The sequence below is a fragment of the Streptomyces sp. NPDC059477 genome (assembly GCF_042749375.1).
In the GTDB taxonomy this organism is placed as follows: domain Bacteria; phylum Actinomycetota; class Actinomycetes; order Streptomycetales; family Streptomycetaceae; genus Streptomyces.
The window spans coordinates 74,041-89,527 of the sequence record NZ_JBHYUG010000020.1 but is presented as its reverse complement, the minus strand read 5'-3'; the positions used below and the strand labels follow the sequence as shown (position 1 = coordinate 89,527).

The window sequence follows — 15,487 nt, the reverse complement described above, 5'->3', positions numbered from 1 at the left end:
TGCTGTGGGCTGTCGTCTTTCGGGGTGTCCTCAGGAAAGCTGTTCTTCCGGGCAGGTCACAGCTGTCCGACGTCGGTGATCCGCAGCACCGCCCGGCCCTCGGCGTCGGACGCCGTCAGGTCGATCTCGGCGCTGATGCCCCAGTCGTGGTCGCCGTTCGGGTCGTCGAAGATCTGCCGGACCCGCCACAGACTGTTCTGCGGCTCCTCCTGGATGACGAGCAGCTTCGGACCCCGGGCGTCGGGACCGGTGCCCAGATCCTCGTACTCGTCCCAGTACTTGTCCATCGCCTCGCCCCACGCGTCCGCGTCCCAGCCGGACTCGGTGTCCATCTCGCCGAGTTCGCCGACCTGGTCGAGAGCGGCGAGTTCGACCCGGCGGAACAGCGCGTTGCGGACCAGCACCCGGAAGGCACGTGCGTTGGTGGTGACCGGCTTGACCTCGTCGGCCTTCTCCCGGGCCTCCTCCGCGGTCATCTCCTCCGGGTTGGCGAGCTGCTCCCACTCGTCGAGGAGGCTGGAGTCGACCTGGCGGACCATCTCGCCCAGCCACTCGATCAGATCCTGGAGGTCCTCCGACTTCAGATCGTCGGGGATGTTGTGGTCGAGCGCCTTGTAGGCGCCGGCGAGATAGCGCAGCACGATCCCCTCGGTGCGCGCCAGTTCGTAGTGCGAGACCAGTTCGGTGAAGGACATCGCCCGCTCGTACATGTCCCGGACGACCGACTTCGGCGACAGCGGATGGTCCCCGACCCAGGGGTGGCTCCTGCGGTAGGTGTCGTACGCGTGGAAGAGCAGCTCCTCCAGCGGCTTGGGGTAGGTGACGTCCTGGAGGCGCTCCATGCGCTCCTCGTACTCGACGCCGTCCGCCTTCATCGCGGCCACGGCCTCGCCGCGCGCCTTGTTCTGCTGGGCGGCCAGGATCTGGCGCGGATCGTCCAGCGTGGACTCCACGACCGAGACCATGTCGAGGGCGTAGGAGGGCGACGCGGGATCGAGGAGTTCGAAGGCGGCGAGGGCGAAGGTGGACAGCGGCTGGTTGAGCGCGAAGTCCTGCTGGAGATCGACGGTGAGCCGGACGATCCGGCCCTCCGCGTCCGGCTGGTCCAGTTTCTCGACGATGCCGCCGTCCAGCAGCGAGCGGTAGATGGCGATCGCCCGCCGGATGTGCCGCAGCTGCTGCTTGCGCGGCTCGTGGTTGTCCTCCAGGAGGTGACGCATCGCGTCGAAGGCGTTGCCGGGCCGGGCGATCACCGACAGCAGCATGGTGTGCGTGACCCGGAAACGGGAGGTCAGAGGCTCCGGATCGGAGGTGATCAGCTTGTCGAAGGTGTCCTCGCTCCAGGCGACAAAGCCCTCCGGGGCCTTCTTGCGGACGACCTTGCGGCGTTTCTTCGGGTCGTCGCCGGCCTTGGCGAGCGCCTTCTCGTTCTCGACCACATGTTCCGGGGCCTGGGCCACGACGAAGCCCGCCGTGTCGAAGCCCGCGCGCCCCGCCCGCCCGGCGATCTGGTGGAACTCCCGGGCGCGCAGCGTCCGCACCCGGCTCCCGTCGTACTTGGTCAGCGCGGTGAACAGCACCGTACGGATGGGGACATTCACCCCCACACCGAGGGTGTCCGTGCCGCAGATGACCTTCAGCAGACCGGCCTGCGCGAGCTTCTCCACCAGCCGCCGGTACTTGGGCAGCATCCCCGCGTGGTGCACCCCGATGCCATGACGGACGTACCGGGACAGATTGCGGCCGAACTTGGTGGTGAAACGGAAGTTGCCGATCAGCTCGGCGATCTGTTCCTTCTCCTCGCGCGAGCACATGTTGATGCTCATCAGCGCCTGCGCCCGCTCCACGGCCTGGGCCTGCGTGAAGTGCACGATATAGACCGGGGCCTGCCGGGTCTCCAGCAGCTCGGTGAGGGTCTCGGTGAGCGGGCTGCGCCGGTAGGCGTAGGAGAGCGGGACCGGGCGGGTGCCCGAGCGGACCACCGACGTGGGGCGGCCGGTGCGCCGGGTGAGGTCCTTCTCGAACATCGCGACATCACCGAGCGTCGCCGACATCAGCACGAACTGTGCCTGCGGCAGCTCCAGCAGCGGGATCTGCCAGGCCCAGCCCCGGTCCGGCTCCGCGTAGAAGTGGAACTCGTCCATGACGACCTGGCCGACATCCGCGCCCTTGCCGTCACGCAGAGCGATCGAGGCGAGCACCTCGGCGGTGCAGCAGATCACCGGGGCGTCGGAGTTCACGGAGGCGTCGCCCGTGAGCATGCCGACATTCTCGGTGCCGAAGATCTTGCACAGCTCGAAGAACTTCTCCGACACCAGCGCCTTGATCGGGGCGGTGTAGAAGGTGACCTCGTCCCGGGCCAGCGCGGCGAAGTGCGCGCCCGCCGCGATCATGCTCTTCCCGGAGCCGGTCGGCGTCGAGACGATCACGTTCGCACCCGACACGGCCTCGATCAGCGCCTCCTCCTGATGAGGATAGAGCGTGAGACCGCGCTCCTGGGCCCACGACTCGAAGGCGTCGTAGAGGGCGTCGGGGTCGGCGGTCGGCGGCAGCTGATCGATGAGGGTCACGCCCCCATCTTGCCTGGCCTCCGGGCCGAGCGGGGAATCGGCCGCGGACCCGAAGATCGCGAACGCTACGCTGTGTCGCCGACGTGGCGTCAGCGCACACGGTCAACTGGACAGCGGCACATGAGGAATGGGGCGGGCAGCGGCGATGATGGGACCAGCACACTCACTGTCGGGAGCCGCGGCCTGGCTCGGCGTCGGCGCCGCCTCCGCCGCGGCCGGGCACACGATGCCCTGGCCGGTCCTCCTCGTCGGCGCCCTGATCTGCGCCGGTGCCGCGCTCGCCCCGGACCTCGACCACAAGGCCGCGACCATCTCGCGGGCCTTCGGGCCGATATCGCGCTGGCTGTGCGAGATCGTCGACAAGCTGTCCTACGCCGTCTACAAGGCGACCAGGAAGCAGGGCGACCCGCGCCGCACCGGCGGTCACCGCACACTCACCCACACCTGGGTGTGGGCCCTGCTGATCGGCGGCGGAGCCTCGGTCCTGGCCATCACGGGCGGACGCTGGGCGGTGCTGGCCATCCTCTTCATACACATGGTGCTGGCCATCGAGGGCCTGCTGTGGCGGGCGGCCCGCCCCAGCAGCGACGTACTGGTGTGGCTGCTCGCGGCGACCAGTGCCTGGATCCTCGCCGGAGTGCTGGACAAGCCGGGCAATGGGGCGGACTGGCTGTTCACGGAGCCCGGCCAGGAGTATCTGTGGCTGGGCCTGCCCATCGTGCTGGGCTCCCTGGTGCACTGCGTCGGGGACGCGCTGACCGTCTCCGGCTGCCCGATCCTGTGGCCGATCCCGATCGGCCGCAGGCGCTGGTATCCGCTGGGCCCGCCGAAGGCCCTGCGGTTCCGGGCGGGCAGCTGGGTGGAGCTGAAGGTGCTGATGCCGGTGTTCCTGCTGCTCGGGGGAGTGGGCGGGGCCGCGGCGCTCAACGTCATCTGAGCCGAGCGCCACCCGGGGCGCCCGGGAGAGCGGGAAGGACTCCCGGGGCCGGCGGTGTCGCCGAGGGCACGTCTCCAGGACTCCTCACGCCGGGTCGGCCGAGGAACCGCCGCCGGAGCCGTAGCGCTTCTCGAAGCGGGCGACTCGGCCCTCGGTGTCCACGGTCCGGGCCTTGCCGGTGTAGAAGGGGTGGCTCTCGGAGGAGATCTCGACGTCCACGACGGGGTAGGTCTCGCCGTCGTCCCATTCGATGGTGGTGTCGCTGGTCGCGGTGGACCGGGTGAGGAAGGCGTAGCCGGCGGCGCGGTCACGGAAGACGACGGGGTGGTAGTCGGGCTGCTTGTTCTGCTGCATCGTGGCTCCTCTGACAGCGCCGGCGGGGTGGCCGGCGGGCGTGCGGACGACGGACGGCTTGGGTGACCTCGCTCGTGACGTCCCCTGGGATCCGGGCGGCGGGTCAGGCGGGTGCGGGCTCGGCCGGTGCGGGCCCAGTCGTGGCGGGCCCTGTCATGGCGGGTCAGCTCGGGAGGGAGTCCTCGTCGACGACATGCATCGCGGCCTCCTCGGCCGACGCCGCGGCCCCGTCGATGCCGACGTCCGTGGCGACCAGGGCGCTCTCCTCGTCCTCGTGCGCGCCCTCGTCGGGGGCGACGAGCCGGCCGGAGCGGGCGGCACCGACCTCGTTGTCGCACAGTTCGCCGTCGGTGCCCTCGGCGTCGCCGAGGCCGTCGCTGTCGCGGTCGGGTCCGGCGAGGTCGGGCAGTTCCTCGGCCAGCCGCTGGTCCAGGCTCTCGCCCTGGTGCCGTTCGGCGGCGGTGACGTCGTCGCGCTCCACCGCCCACGGACGCTCCGGAGGGGACCAGCCACGGTCGAGGGGGTCGTCGACACCGTCGTCGACCAGGGTGTCCTCCGGGTCGAGCAGCCCCGCGTCGTCCTGGACCTCGGATCCGTCGGGCTGGTAGACGTCGTCTCCCCATCCGTCGCCGCTGTTCACAGGTACCTCCAGGTGGTGGAGAGGGCCCCGATGCCGGTATCCACCCTTCCATCCCCCTTCGGCACCGCGCAACGCCACGGGGCGGAGGGTGACGGAGATTGTGCGGAGGGGTGAGCGGTCGGGAGGGTGCGCCCATCGGAGGGGTGGGTTCAGCTGGGAGGGGGGCTGGGTTCAGCCGTGCACGGGCGGAGCTGGGGAGCAGTGCGGGTATGCGGGGTACGGGGACGAGCTGCCCCGTGGCGCGACGCCTCAGCTCATGCTCACACTGCCCCTCCCGTTCACCGCCTCGGCCCGCCCGCACCGCCTCGGCCCGCCCGCACCGCCTCGGCCCGCCCGCACCGCCTCGGCCCGCCCGCAGCGCCTCGGCCCGACCGCGTCCCACGGCCCGACCGCGTCCCACGACCCGCCCGCGCCCCACAGCCCGACCGCGCCCCACGGCCCGCCCGCGCCCCACGGCCCGCAGCGCCTCGGCTCGCTCGCGCCGCACCCCCGCTCAGCGCGTCAGCTCACCCCCGTACCCCACCCTCCCCACACAGCGCCACAACGCACGCCCCACCGTGACCACCCGCCCCGCCTACCCCCCGTCACCCATGCCAGGACCGCCACAGCGCCGCATAGGCCCCATCCGCCGCGACCAGCTCATCGTGGCTGCCCAGTTCGCTGATGCGGCCGTCCTCGACGACGGCGATGACGTCCGCGTCGTGGGCGGTGTGCAGGCGGTGGGCGATGGCGACGACGGTGCGGCCGTCGAGGACACGGGCCAGCGAGCGTTCGAGGTGGCGGGCCGCGCGCGGGTCGAGCAGGGACGTCGCCTCGTCCAGGACCAGGGTGTGCGGGTCGGCCAGGACCAGCCGGGCGAGGGCGATCTGCTGGGCCTGCGCAGGGGTGAGGGCCAGGCTGCCGGAGCCGACCTCCGTGTCCAGGCCCTTGTCGAGGGCACGCGTCCAGCCGTCCGCGTCGACCGCGCCGAGCGCCGCCCACAGCTCCGCGTCCCCGGCGTCGGCGCGGGCCAGCCGCAGATTGTCGCGCACGGAGCCGACGAACACATGGTGCTCCTGGTTGACCAGCGCCACATGGGAGCGGACCCGCTCCGCGGTCATGCCGGAGAGTTCGGCGCCGCCCAGGGTCACCCGGCCGGTGCGCGGGCCGTAGATCCCGGCGAGCAGCCGCCCCAGCGTGGACTTGCCCGCGCCGGACGGGCCGACGAGCGCCATCCGGGTGCCGGGCGCGACCTCCAGGGACACCTTGCGCAGGACGTCCACGCCCTCCACGTACCCGAAGTGCACGTGGTCGGCGCGCACATGGCGGCCCTCGGGCGTCAGCGAGGCGTCACCGGCGTCGGGTTCGATGTCGCGGACGCCGACGAGCCGCGCCAGCGACACCTGGGCGACCTGGAGCTCGTCGTACCAGCGCAGGATCAGCCCCACGGGGTCGACCAGCATCTGCGCGATCAGTGCCCCGGTCGTCAGCTGACCGACGTCGATCCAGCCCTGGAGGACGAAGACGCCGCCGACCATGAGCACCGACCCGAGGACGGTCACGTGGGTGACATTGATGATCGGGAAGAGCACCGACCGCAGCCACAGGGTGTACCGCTCCCACGCGGTCCACTCCTTGACCCGCTGGTCCGACAGCGAGGTGCGCCGATCCCCGAGGCGGTGCGCCTCGATGGTGCGTCCGGCATCCACACTCTCGGCCAGGGCGGCGGCGACCGCCGCGTACCCGGCGGCCTCCGAGCGGTACGCCGACGGCGCCCGCCGGAAGTACCAGCGGCAGCCCACGATCAGCAGCGGCAGCGCCACCAGGACGGCGGCGGCCAGCGGCGGCGCCGTGATGACCAGACCGCCCAGCAGCAGCGCCACCCACACCACACCGATGGACAGTTGCGGCACGGCCTCGCGCATGGCGTTGGCGAGCCGGTCGATGTCGGTGGTGATCCGGGACAGCAGATCACCCGTCCCGGCCCGCTCCAGCACGCCCGGCGGCAGCCCGACCGACCGCACCAGGAAGTCCTCGCGCAGATCGGCCAGCATCCGCTCGCCGAGCATCGCCCCGCGCAGTCGCACCTGCCGTACGAAGACCGCCTGCATGAGCAGCGCGGCGAGGAACACCCCGATGGTGAGCTGGAGGTGGAGTTCCCGGGCGTCGTCGGAGACCCGCTCCACCAGGCCGCCCAGCAGATACGGGCCGACCATGGACGCGACCACGGCGGCCGTGTTCACGCCCATCAGGATCAGGAAGGCCCGTCGGTGGCGGCGGAACAGTTCCGTCACGTACGCGCGCACGGTGGCCGGGGCCCCGACCGGCAGGGTGCTCGCGGTCGTCGGGGCGGCCGGGTCGTACGCCGGTGGCGCCACGCCGATCATGCGCTCTCCTCGATCTCGTCCAGCGGTTCCAGCCCTTGGGGCTCTTCGATCGCTTCCCGGGCGACGCCGCGCCCTGCGGTGTCCACGTCGCCACCGTCACGCTGCGGGGCGGCCGTCAGGGTCGCGGCCGTGGCCGCCAGGGCCGCAGCGGCGGCCGTGGTGACCGCAGTGGCCGTGGCGGCCGTGGTGACCGCGGGCGCCGGGGTCATGGTGGTCGTGGTGACCGCAGCGGTCGTGGTGACCGCGGTGGCTTCCTCGGCTGTCTCCCGCGTCACCACCGCCCGGTACCGCGGCTCGGTGCGCACCAGTTCGCGGTGCGCGCCCACGGCGGCGACCGCGCCCTCGTGCACCAGCACCACCCGGTCGGCCCGGTCCAGCAGCAGGGGTGACGACGTGAACACCACCGTCGTACGGCCCTTGCGCAGCTCCCGCACGCCCCGCGCGATCCGGGCCTCGGTGTGCGAGTCGACGGCCGAGGTCGGCTCGTCCAGGACCAGCACCTCGGGGTCCGTGATCAGCGAGCGCGCGAGCGCCAGCCGCTGCCGCTGGCCGCCGGAGAGGGACCGGCCGCGTTCGGTCAGATGCGCGTCCAGCGGGTCGGTCACGCCGAGCGAGCCCTGGACCAGCGCCGCGAGCACGTCCTCGCACTGCGCGGCGGCCAGTGCCGCCTCGGGCGCGACCGTGCCGGAGCCCGGTACGTCGAGCAGTTCGCGCAGGGTGCCGGAGAGCAGCACCGGGTCCTTGTCCTGGACCAGCACGGCGGTGCGCGCCGACTCCAGCGGCAACTCGTCCAGCGGTACGCCGTCCAGCAGCACGGACGTCCCCGGCTCCGACGGATGCCCGCCGAGCCGCTCGGCCAGCAGGCCCGCCGCGTCGGGGTCGCCGCACACCACCGCGGTGAGCCGGCCGGTCGGCGCGAGCAGCCCGGTGTCCGGGTCGTACAGATCCCCGGCGGGCACGTCGACCTCCCGCGATCCGCGGGTGTCGGTCGCCCGCTCCAGCGACAGCACGCGCGCGGCCCGCCGCGCCGACGGACGGGAGAAGGAGTACGCCATGGCGATCTCCTCGAAGTGCCGCAGCGGATAACTGAGGATCATCACCGCGCTGTAGACGGTGACGAGCTCGCCGACGCTGATGGTCCCCTCGCGGGCCAGCCCGATGCCGTACCAGACGACCCCGATGAGCAGCAGGCCCGGCAGCAGTACCTGGATCGCGGCGATCAGGGCCCACATCCGGGCGCTGCGCACGGCCGCGTGGCGGACCTCCTGGGAGGCGCTGCGGTAGCGGTCGAGGAAGAGTTCCTCACCGCCTATGCCGCGCAGTACGCGCAGCCCGGCCACCGTGTCCGAGGCGAGTTCCGTGGCGTGGCCCGCTTTCTCGCGCTGGACGTCGGCGCGGCGGGTGGCGCGGGGCAGCAGCGGCAGCACCGAGAGCGCGAGCACCGGCAGGCCGACGGCGACCACGACACCGAGCGCGGGCTGGTAGACGACGAGTCCGACGGCGACGATCACGACGGTCAGCAGCGCCGCGGTGAACCGCGACACGGCCTCCACGAACCATCCGATCTTCTCGACATCACCGGTGGACACCGCGACGACCTCACCCGCCGCGACCCGCCGGGTCAGCCCCGAGCCGAGCTGCGCGGCCTTGCGGGCGAGCAGTTGCTGGACCCGGGCGGCGGCGGTGATCCAGTTGGTGACCGCCGTGCGGTGCAGGAAGGTATCGCCGATCGCCACACCCGCCCCGGCCAGCGCCAGCAGCCCGCCGGCGGCGGCCAGCCGTTCACCGGACCGGTCGACGACGGCCTCGATCGCCAGCCCGACGCAGAACGGCATCGCCGAGACCGAAGTGAAGTGCAGCACCCCCCAGGCCAGCGCCTTGAGCTGCCCGCCCAGCTGATTCCGGAACAGCCACCTCAGGAACCGTGGCCCCGAACGCGCGTCCGGTACACCGGGATCGAGGTACGGAAGGTCTTGGATCTGCATGGTGTCCCAGCGGCTCGTATCAAGGGGTGGACGGTATTGGCTCACGATGTGAACGGGTCGGATGCGTGGATGGTGATTACGGAACGTGGTGGTCGATTACGGGCGGCCACCGTGCGCGTCGGCAGCAAACCGTGCAAGGTTCGCTCCGGGGGGTGGGAGAAGGCAAACGGTTTTCCGTGGTGGGGATGCGGGCGTCCCCGGGATCCGGGGTGACCGGACGGCCTCCGGGGCGTGGCTCGGTGCCAGCCGCACCGGCTGCGCCACCTGCACCGCGAGCGTGCCGCGCGACCAGCGGCAGGGCATCGGGCATTGGACATCGCTGCGCCGAGCGAGCGCCATCGGCGGCACGGATCGGACGACTGCTACGGCCGTACCGGCTGCCGGGAGCGTACGGCTGCCGCGACCGTACGATTGCTGGGACCGTGCGACGGCTACGACCGTGCGACGGCTACGACCGTACGTTTGTTGCGACCGCGGGACGGCTACGACCGTACGGCTGCTACGACCGTACGGTCATGGCGGTCCAGGGCGTTCTCGCGGAGAACCGGCAGCGCGGCTGAGCGCCCTCGGGGGCTCGGGGAGCCCTTCGCGCGCCCGCGTCTACGTCACGTTGCGTCCCGTCGGCCCGCCCGCGTGGACGCCCTCGGGAATCCTGGCCGCGCCCCCGCCGATGCCCCGTCGGCCCGCCCGCACAGGTGTCCCCTCAGCACCCCCGCGCAGGCCCCCCGTCGATCAGTGTGTCCAGCAGCCCCCCGAACTCGGCGCGCTGATCGGTGGTCAGCGGGGCCAGGATCTCCTCGGCCGCCGCCCGGCGGGCGTCCCGCAGCGCGCGCAGCGCCTTGCGCCCGTCGTCCGTCAGTTCGATCCGGATCACCCGGCGATTGTTCGGGTCGGGCGCCCGTCGTACCTTGCCGCTCGCCTCCAGCCCGTCGACCAGGCTCGTCACGGCCCGCGGCACCACCTCCAGGCGCGTGGCCAGATCGGCCATGCGGGGCGGCGTCGAGAAATGCGCGAGTGTGCGCAGCAGCCGGGACTGGGCCGGGGTGATGCCCAGGTCGCTGTGCTCCAGATGGCGTTTCTGGATGCGGTGCACCCGGCGGGTGAACCGCAGCAACTGCTCGGCGAGCAGGCCGTCGGGGTCGGGGGTGGTCATGCGGGAACAATATCAGCACCCTGTTCATTGTGAGTATAGGTAACAATGAGCTAAGCTCCGCCAGACATCATCGACTCCCCCTCCGAAGGAGCCCATGCACCCCGATCACGAACCCGAACGGATCCGCTCCGGCCGCCGCCACGACCTGGCCCGGAAGCCGATCGAGGGCGACGACGAGGCGTATCCGCGCCCGACCCGGAACCGGCTCGCCGGTGACGAGAAGACGCGTCCGCGCCCGACCCGCAACCACCCCGAGGGCGATGACCAGACCCAGCCCCACCAGGTCCGCCGTATCCTCGCCCTCTTCCGTCCCTACCGCGCCCGGCTCACGGTCGTCGGCCTCCTGGTCGGCGCCGCCGCCCTCGTCTCCGTCGCCACGCCGTTCCTGCTGAAGGCGATCCTCGACACCGCGATCCCGCAGGGCCGCACCGGTCTGCTCACGCTGCTCGCCCTCGGCATGATCCTCAGTGCCGTGCTGACCAGCATCTTCGGCGTCCTCCAGACCCTGATCTCGACCACCGTCGGCCAGCGCGTCATGCACGATCTGCGCACCGCCGTCTACGGCCGCCTCCAGCGCATGTCGCTGGCCTTCTTCACCCGCACCCGCACCGGCGAGGTGCAGTCCCGCATCGCCAACGACATCGGCGGCATGCAGGCGACCGTCACCTCCACCGCGACCTCCCTGGTCTCCAATGCCACCAGCGTGATCGCCACGATCGTCGCGATGGTCGCCCTCGACTGGCGGCTGACGATCGTCTCGCTCCTGCTGCTGCCCGTCTTCGTATGGATCAGCCGCCGGGTCGGCGACGAACGCCGGAAGATCACCAATCAGCGGCAGAAGCAGATGGCCGCGATGGCCGCCACGGTCACCGAGTCGCTGTCGGTCAGCGGCATTCTGCTCGGCCGCACGATGGGCCGTTCCGACTCGCTCACCGGCTCGTTCGCCGACGAGTCCGAGCGCCTGGTGGACCTGGAGGTCCGCTCCAGCATGGCGGGCCGCTGGCGCATGGCCGTCATCACCATCGTCATGGCCGCCATGCCGGCGGTCATCTACTGGACCGCGGGCCTCGCCATGAACACCGGCGGCCCGGACGTCTCCATCGGCACGATCGTCGCCTTCGTCTCCCTTCAGCAGGGCCTGTTCCGCCCGGCCGTCAGTCTGCTCGGCACCGGTGTGCAGATCCAGGCGTCGCTCGCCCTCTTCCAGCGCATCTTCGAGTACCTCGACCTGCCCATCGACATCACCGAGCGCGACCGCCCGGTCCACCTCGACCACATCAAGGGCGAGGTCCGCTTCGAGAACGTCGAGTTCCGTTACGACGACAAGTCCAGCCCCGTCCTCGACGGCATCGACCTCACCGTCCCCGCGGGCGGCAGCCTCGCGATCGTCGGTACGACCGGCGCGGGCAAGTCGACGCTCGGCCACCTGGTGCCACGGCTGTACGACGTGACCGGCGGCCGGGTCACCCTCGACGGGGTCGACGTCCGCGACCTCGACTTCGACACCCTCGCGCGCGGGGTGGGCGTCGTCTCCCAGGAGACGTATCTCTTCCACTCCTCCGTCGCCGACAACCTGCGCTTCGCCAAGCCCGACGCGACCGACGAGGAGCTGTACGCCGCCGCCCGCGCCGCCCAGATCCACGACCACATCGCGTCACTGCCCGACGGGTACGACACCGTGGTCGGCGAGCGCGGCCACCGCTTCTCCGGCGGTGAGAAGCAGCGGCTGGCCATCGCCCGCACCATTCTGCGCGACCCGCCGGTACTGCTGCTCGACGAGGCCACCAGCGCGCTGGACACCCGTACCGAGCAGGCTGTGCAGGACGCCATCGACGCGCTGTCGGCGGGCCGCACCACCCTCACCATCGCGCACCGCCTGTCCACCATCCGGGGCGCCGACCAGATTGTGGTCCTGGAGGCCGGCCGGGCGGTCGAACGCGGCACGCACGACGAACTCCTGACCCGCGACGGCCGATACGCGGACCTGGTCCGCCGGGACGCCCAACTGGAGCCCATGGGGTAACCGGGACGATCAATTGGAGCCGATGGGGCAAATGGGACAGAGGTGCGCGCGGCACACCACTGGCCCGCGCCCGACGACCCCGACGCACCCCAACACAACCCCACCGACAAGATGAAGATATGCCGGAATTGTGACGATATACGGGTTACCGTGCCCGCATGCAGACGAACACTCCGCCACGGAGCACGATCCGACTGACGCGCAGGGGCCGAATCGCCCTCATCGCGACCGGGGCCGTCGTGGCCGGCACCGCCGTGGCGGTGCCGCTGCTGACGCTCGAAGACGACCGGCCCGCCAAGCCCACCACCCTGCTCATCCCCGAGGGCTACCGCGCGAGCCAGATCTACACAGCCGTCGACAAGGCCCTCGAACTGCCCTCCGGCACCACCAGGAAGTCCCTCACCCAGGCCGGCCTCAAGCTGCCGAACGACGCCGACGGCAACCCCGAGGGCTATCTCTTCCCGGCGACGTATCCCCTGACCGACACCTCGACGCCGGAAGCGCTGCTCACGCAGATGGTGGACACGGCCAACGAGAAGTTCAACGGCGCCCCCATCGCCGCGGGCGCCCAGCGCAACGCCATGAACGTCTATCAGGCCGTCACCATCGCCAGCATCGTGCAGGCCGAGGCCGGCACCAAGGCCGACATGGGCAAGGTCGCGCGTGTCGTCTTCAACCGCCTGGAACGCGGCATGCCGCTCCAGATGGACTCCACCCTGAACTACGCGCTCAACCGCAGCACCCTGACGACGACGCTGGACGACACCAAGATCGACAGCCCCTACAACTCGTATCAGCGCATGGGTCTGCCGCCCACGCCGATCGACAATCCGGGTGAGGAGGCGGTCCGGGCCGCGATCAGTCCGACGCCGGGGGACTGGCTCTACTTCGTCACGGTCAAGCCGGGCGATACCCGCTTCACCGCCGACTACGCCGAGCACGAGCGCAACGTGGATGAGTTCAACAAGCTCCAGAGGAGTGAGCCTCCGCAGGCGACCAAGATGTGATCGCTGATCGATCGATCAGGCTCCGGCTGATCACCTGAGCGCAATCGCCTGCTCGCTGCGCACGCCGGATCGCGGATTGCGGATCGCGGATTGCGGGATTGCCAGACCCCGGGACCGGGGGGGGCGGACGGGCGACAGGTGGCATGCCACCCCTGATCACTCGATCTGATCACTTGATCGGCGACAGAGGATCACGCGGGGGACAGGGGCATCACACGCACGAGCGAGGCACGCACGAACGAGGCACGCAAGACCGAGGCATCACACCCGCGACAGAGACTCACACGGCCACCGGCATCTCCCCGGCGAGCAGCCGCCTGATGTCCCGCACCGCCGCGCGGCCCGCCCGGTTGGCGCCGATGGTGCTGGCCGACGGGCCATAGCCGACGAGATGGATCCGGGGATCGGCGACCGCGCGCGTGCCGTCGACCCGGATCCCGCCCCCCGGCCCCCGCAGCCTGAGCGGCGCCAGATGGTCGATCGCCGGGCGGAATCCGGTGGCCCAGACGATCACATCGGCGTCGACCCGCCGCCCGTCGGCCCACTCCACCCCGTCCGGTGTGATCCGGTCGAACATGGGCTGCCGGTCCAGCACGCCGTCCTTGAGGCCCTGGCGGACGGCGTCGGTGAGCGGCAGCCCGGTGACCGACACCACACTGCGCGGCGGCAGCCCCTGCCGTACCCGCTCCTCCACCAGCGCGACCGCCGCCCGCCCGGCGTCCTCGTCGAACGGCCCCTCGCGGAAGACCGGCGGCCGGCGCGTCACCCAGGTAGTGGCGGCGGCGTACGGTGCGATCTCCAGCAGATGCTGCGTGCCCGAGGCGCCCCCGCCCACCACGATCACCCGCAGCCCGCTGAACTCCTCGGGCCGCCCGGAGTACTGCGCGGTGTGCAACTGACGTCCCCGGAAGGTCTCCTGACCGGGGTAGCGCGGCCAGAAGGGCCGGTCCCATGTGCCGGTCGCGTTGATCAGCGCCCGCGCGGACCACACCCCGTCCGAGGTCTCCACCCGCAGTCGCCCGCCCTCGCCCTCCCGCACGGCCGTCACCTCCACCGGCCGCCGCACCCGCAGCGCGAACCGCTGCTCGTACGCCGCGAAGTACTCGGCGATGACCCGCGACGACGGCCGCGCCGGATCCGCGTCCGTCAGCTCCATGCCCGGCAGCGCGTGCATCCCGTGCACCTTGCCGTACGTCAGTGAAGGCCAGCGGAACTGCCAGGCGCCACCCGGAGCGGGGGAGTGGTCGAGCACCACGAAGTCGCGTTCCGGCTCGAACCCGACCCGGCGCAGATGAAAGGCGCTGGACAGACCGGCCTGCCCGGCGCCCACGACGACCACCTCGACCTCACGTGTGTTGTTCACGCTTCTACCAACCGCAGGGAAGGCGCCCCTCTTCCCGCCCGACCCCCAAGCACAAAGTGATCGATCGATCGATCAAGCTACGCATCCATCCAGCCCCGCCTCCCAGCCATCCGTCCATCCTTGCGCCGCTGTCCCCGTCCGCCCGCCACCATCACCGGCGCCCCACCGGACCCTGCATCCGCCGCGCCCGTCGGAGCCACCGCGCCGGTCGCATCCGTCGCCCCCGCTGGAGCCACCCCGCCCGTCGCATCCGTCGCCCCCGTCGCGGACAGCAGCCCCCGCCGCCCCAACCCCGGAATCACCCCCTCCTCGAACCAGTACGCCTCCTCCAGATGCGGATAGCCCGACAGCACGAAGTGCTCCACGCCCACCGCGTGGTACTCCTCGATCAGATCGGCGACCTCGGCATGGCTGCCGACCAGGGCCGTCCCCGCCCGGCCCCGGACCAGCCCGATGCCCGCCCACAGATGCGGTGGATCTCCAGCCGGTCGCGCGAACCCCCGTGCAGCGCGAGCATCCGCTGCTGCCCCACGGACTCGCTGCGCCCCAGCGCCGCCTGCGCGGCGGCGACGGTGTCCGCGTCCAGATCGTCCAGCAGCCGATCGCGGTGGCCCACGCCTCGGCCGACGCATCGCGCGAAATGGTGTGCACCCGCACCCCGAAGGCCACCTCCCGGCCCTCGCGCGCGGCGAGCGCCCGAATCCAGTCGATCTTCTGCCGCACCTGCGCCGGCGGCTCGCCCCAGGTCAGATACACCCGCTGGTACGTCGCCGCCATCTGCGCGGCCAGCGTCGGCGCGATGACCCCGGCCGGAGCGCCACCAGGAACTTCAGCCGCTCGGTGCGCTGGGCGAGCGCGACGGTCGTCAGCCACGCGTCCTCGCACCAGGTGCCGGTCGGTGTCAGTACCGCCTCGAAACCGAGCTGGTCGACGGCCTTGGCGATCTGGGCGAGGTACTCGATGTCGGGGGCGCGCACCCCGCTCACCCGGCGGGCCGCGCTGACGTCGGAGGAGGCGTAGGCGTGCCGGTCCACCAGAGTGCGGCCGTCGCCGCCCGTCGGCAGGAACCAGTGGAGACGGACGGTCATG

11 protein-coding genes and 1 pseudogene are annotated in these 15,487 nt (G+C 71.5%); 4 read left to right on the top strand and 8 right to left on the bottom strand.

Features of this window, described 5'->3' with window-relative positions:
- Positions 1 to 56: 56 nt before the first annotated feature.
- Positions 57 to 2,570 carry a DEAD/DEAH box helicase gene (locus ACFXAZ_RS13580; protein WP_384589102.1) on the bottom strand — a complete coding sequence of 838 codons (2,514 nt, stop codon included), beginning with the start codon at positions 2,568 to 2,570 and terminating at the stop codon, positions 57 to 59.
- A gap of 145 nt (positions 2,571 to 2,715) precedes the next feature.
- On the opposite strand from ACFXAZ_RS13580, the gene ACFXAZ_RS13575 reads away from it, so the two are divergent.
- The gene (locus tag ACFXAZ_RS13575) at positions 2,716 to 3,507 is read left to right on the top strand and encodes a metal-dependent hydrolase (protein WP_384589099.1); all 792 of its coding nucleotides are present in this window, start codon (positions 2,716 to 2,718) and stop codon (positions 3,505 to 3,507) included.
- 84 nt (positions 3,508 to 3,591) lie between these two features.
- On the opposite strand, the gene ACFXAZ_RS13570 is transcribed toward ACFXAZ_RS13575, so the two are convergent.
- From ACFXAZ_RS13570 to ACFXAZ_RS13555, 4 genes are all read right to left on the bottom strand, one after another.
- Positions 3,592 to 3,861, bottom strand: coding sequence for a type B 50S ribosomal protein L31 (locus ACFXAZ_RS13570; protein WP_384589096.1), 270 nt, complete (start codon positions 3,859 to 3,861; stop codon positions 3,592 to 3,594).
- A 163-nt stretch (positions 3,862 to 4,024) separates the two neighbouring features.
- Positions 4,025 to 4,501, bottom strand: coding sequence for a DUF5709 domain-containing protein (locus ACFXAZ_RS13565; RefSeq protein ID WP_384589093.1), 477 nt, complete (start codon positions 4,499 to 4,501; stop codon positions 4,025 to 4,027).
- Positions 4,502 to 5,085: 584 nt separating this feature from the next.
- On the bottom strand, positions 5,086 to 6,867 hold the full coding sequence (locus ACFXAZ_RS13560; RefSeq protein WP_384589090.1) for an ABC transporter ATP-binding protein: 1,782 nt from the start codon (positions 6,865 to 6,867) through the stop codon (positions 5,086 to 5,088).
- Entirely contained in the window at positions 6,864 to 8,852 is a 1,989-nt protein-coding gene (locus ACFXAZ_RS13555) for an ABC transporter transmembrane domain-containing protein (protein WP_384589086.1), read from the bottom strand. Before ACFXAZ_RS13555 ends, ACFXAZ_RS13560 begins: the two co-directional genes overlap by 4 nt.
- Positions 8,853 to 9,274: 422 nt before the next feature.
- Here ACFXAZ_RS13555 and ACFXAZ_RS13550 point away from each other — a divergent pair, with 422 nt between their 5' ends.
- A complete protein-coding gene (locus ACFXAZ_RS13550) occupies positions 9,275 to 9,412 on the top strand; it encodes a hypothetical protein (protein ID WP_384589083.1) in 138 nt (45 codons plus the stop codon).
- 143 nt (positions 9,413 to 9,555) lie between these two features.
- Here ACFXAZ_RS13550 and ACFXAZ_RS13545 read toward each other — a convergent pair whose 3' ends face one another.
- Entirely contained in the window at positions 9,556 to 10,005 is a 450-nt protein-coding gene (locus tag ACFXAZ_RS13545; protein ID WP_384589080.1) for a MarR family winged helix-turn-helix transcriptional regulator, read from the bottom strand.
- Between the two features lie 94 nt (positions 10,006 to 10,099).
- Between ACFXAZ_RS13545 and ACFXAZ_RS13540 the strand changes: the two genes are divergently transcribed.
- Together ACFXAZ_RS13540 and mltG are read left to right on the top strand one after the other, a co-directional pair.
- Positions 10,100 to 12,028 carry an ABC transporter ATP-binding protein gene (locus ACFXAZ_RS13540; protein WP_384589077.1) on the top strand — a complete coding sequence of 643 codons (1,929 nt, stop codon included), beginning with the start codon at positions 10,100 to 10,102 and terminating at the stop codon, positions 12,026 to 12,028.
- Between the two features lie 158 nt (positions 12,029 to 12,186).
- The gene (gene mltG / locus ACFXAZ_RS13535) at positions 12,187 to 13,035 is read left to right on the top strand and encodes an endolytic transglycosylase MltG (RefSeq protein WP_384589074.1); all 849 of its coding nucleotides are present in this window, start codon (positions 12,187 to 12,189) and stop codon (positions 13,033 to 13,035) included.
- Between the two features lie 280 nt (positions 13,036 to 13,315).
- Here mltG and ACFXAZ_RS13530 read toward each other — a convergent pair whose 3' ends face one another.
- Positions 13,316 to 14,398 (bottom strand): NAD(P)-binding domain-containing protein, encoded by a 1,083-nt coding sequence (locus tag ACFXAZ_RS13530; RefSeq protein WP_384589071.1) that lies wholly within the window; start codon positions 14,396 to 14,398, stop codon positions 13,316 to 13,318.
- A gap of 77 nt (positions 14,399 to 14,475) precedes the next feature.
- Positions 14,476 to 15,486 (bottom strand): annotated as a pseudogene (locus ACFXAZ_RS13525) (LLM class flavin-dependent oxidoreductase).
- Position 15,487: the final 1 nt, after the last annotated feature.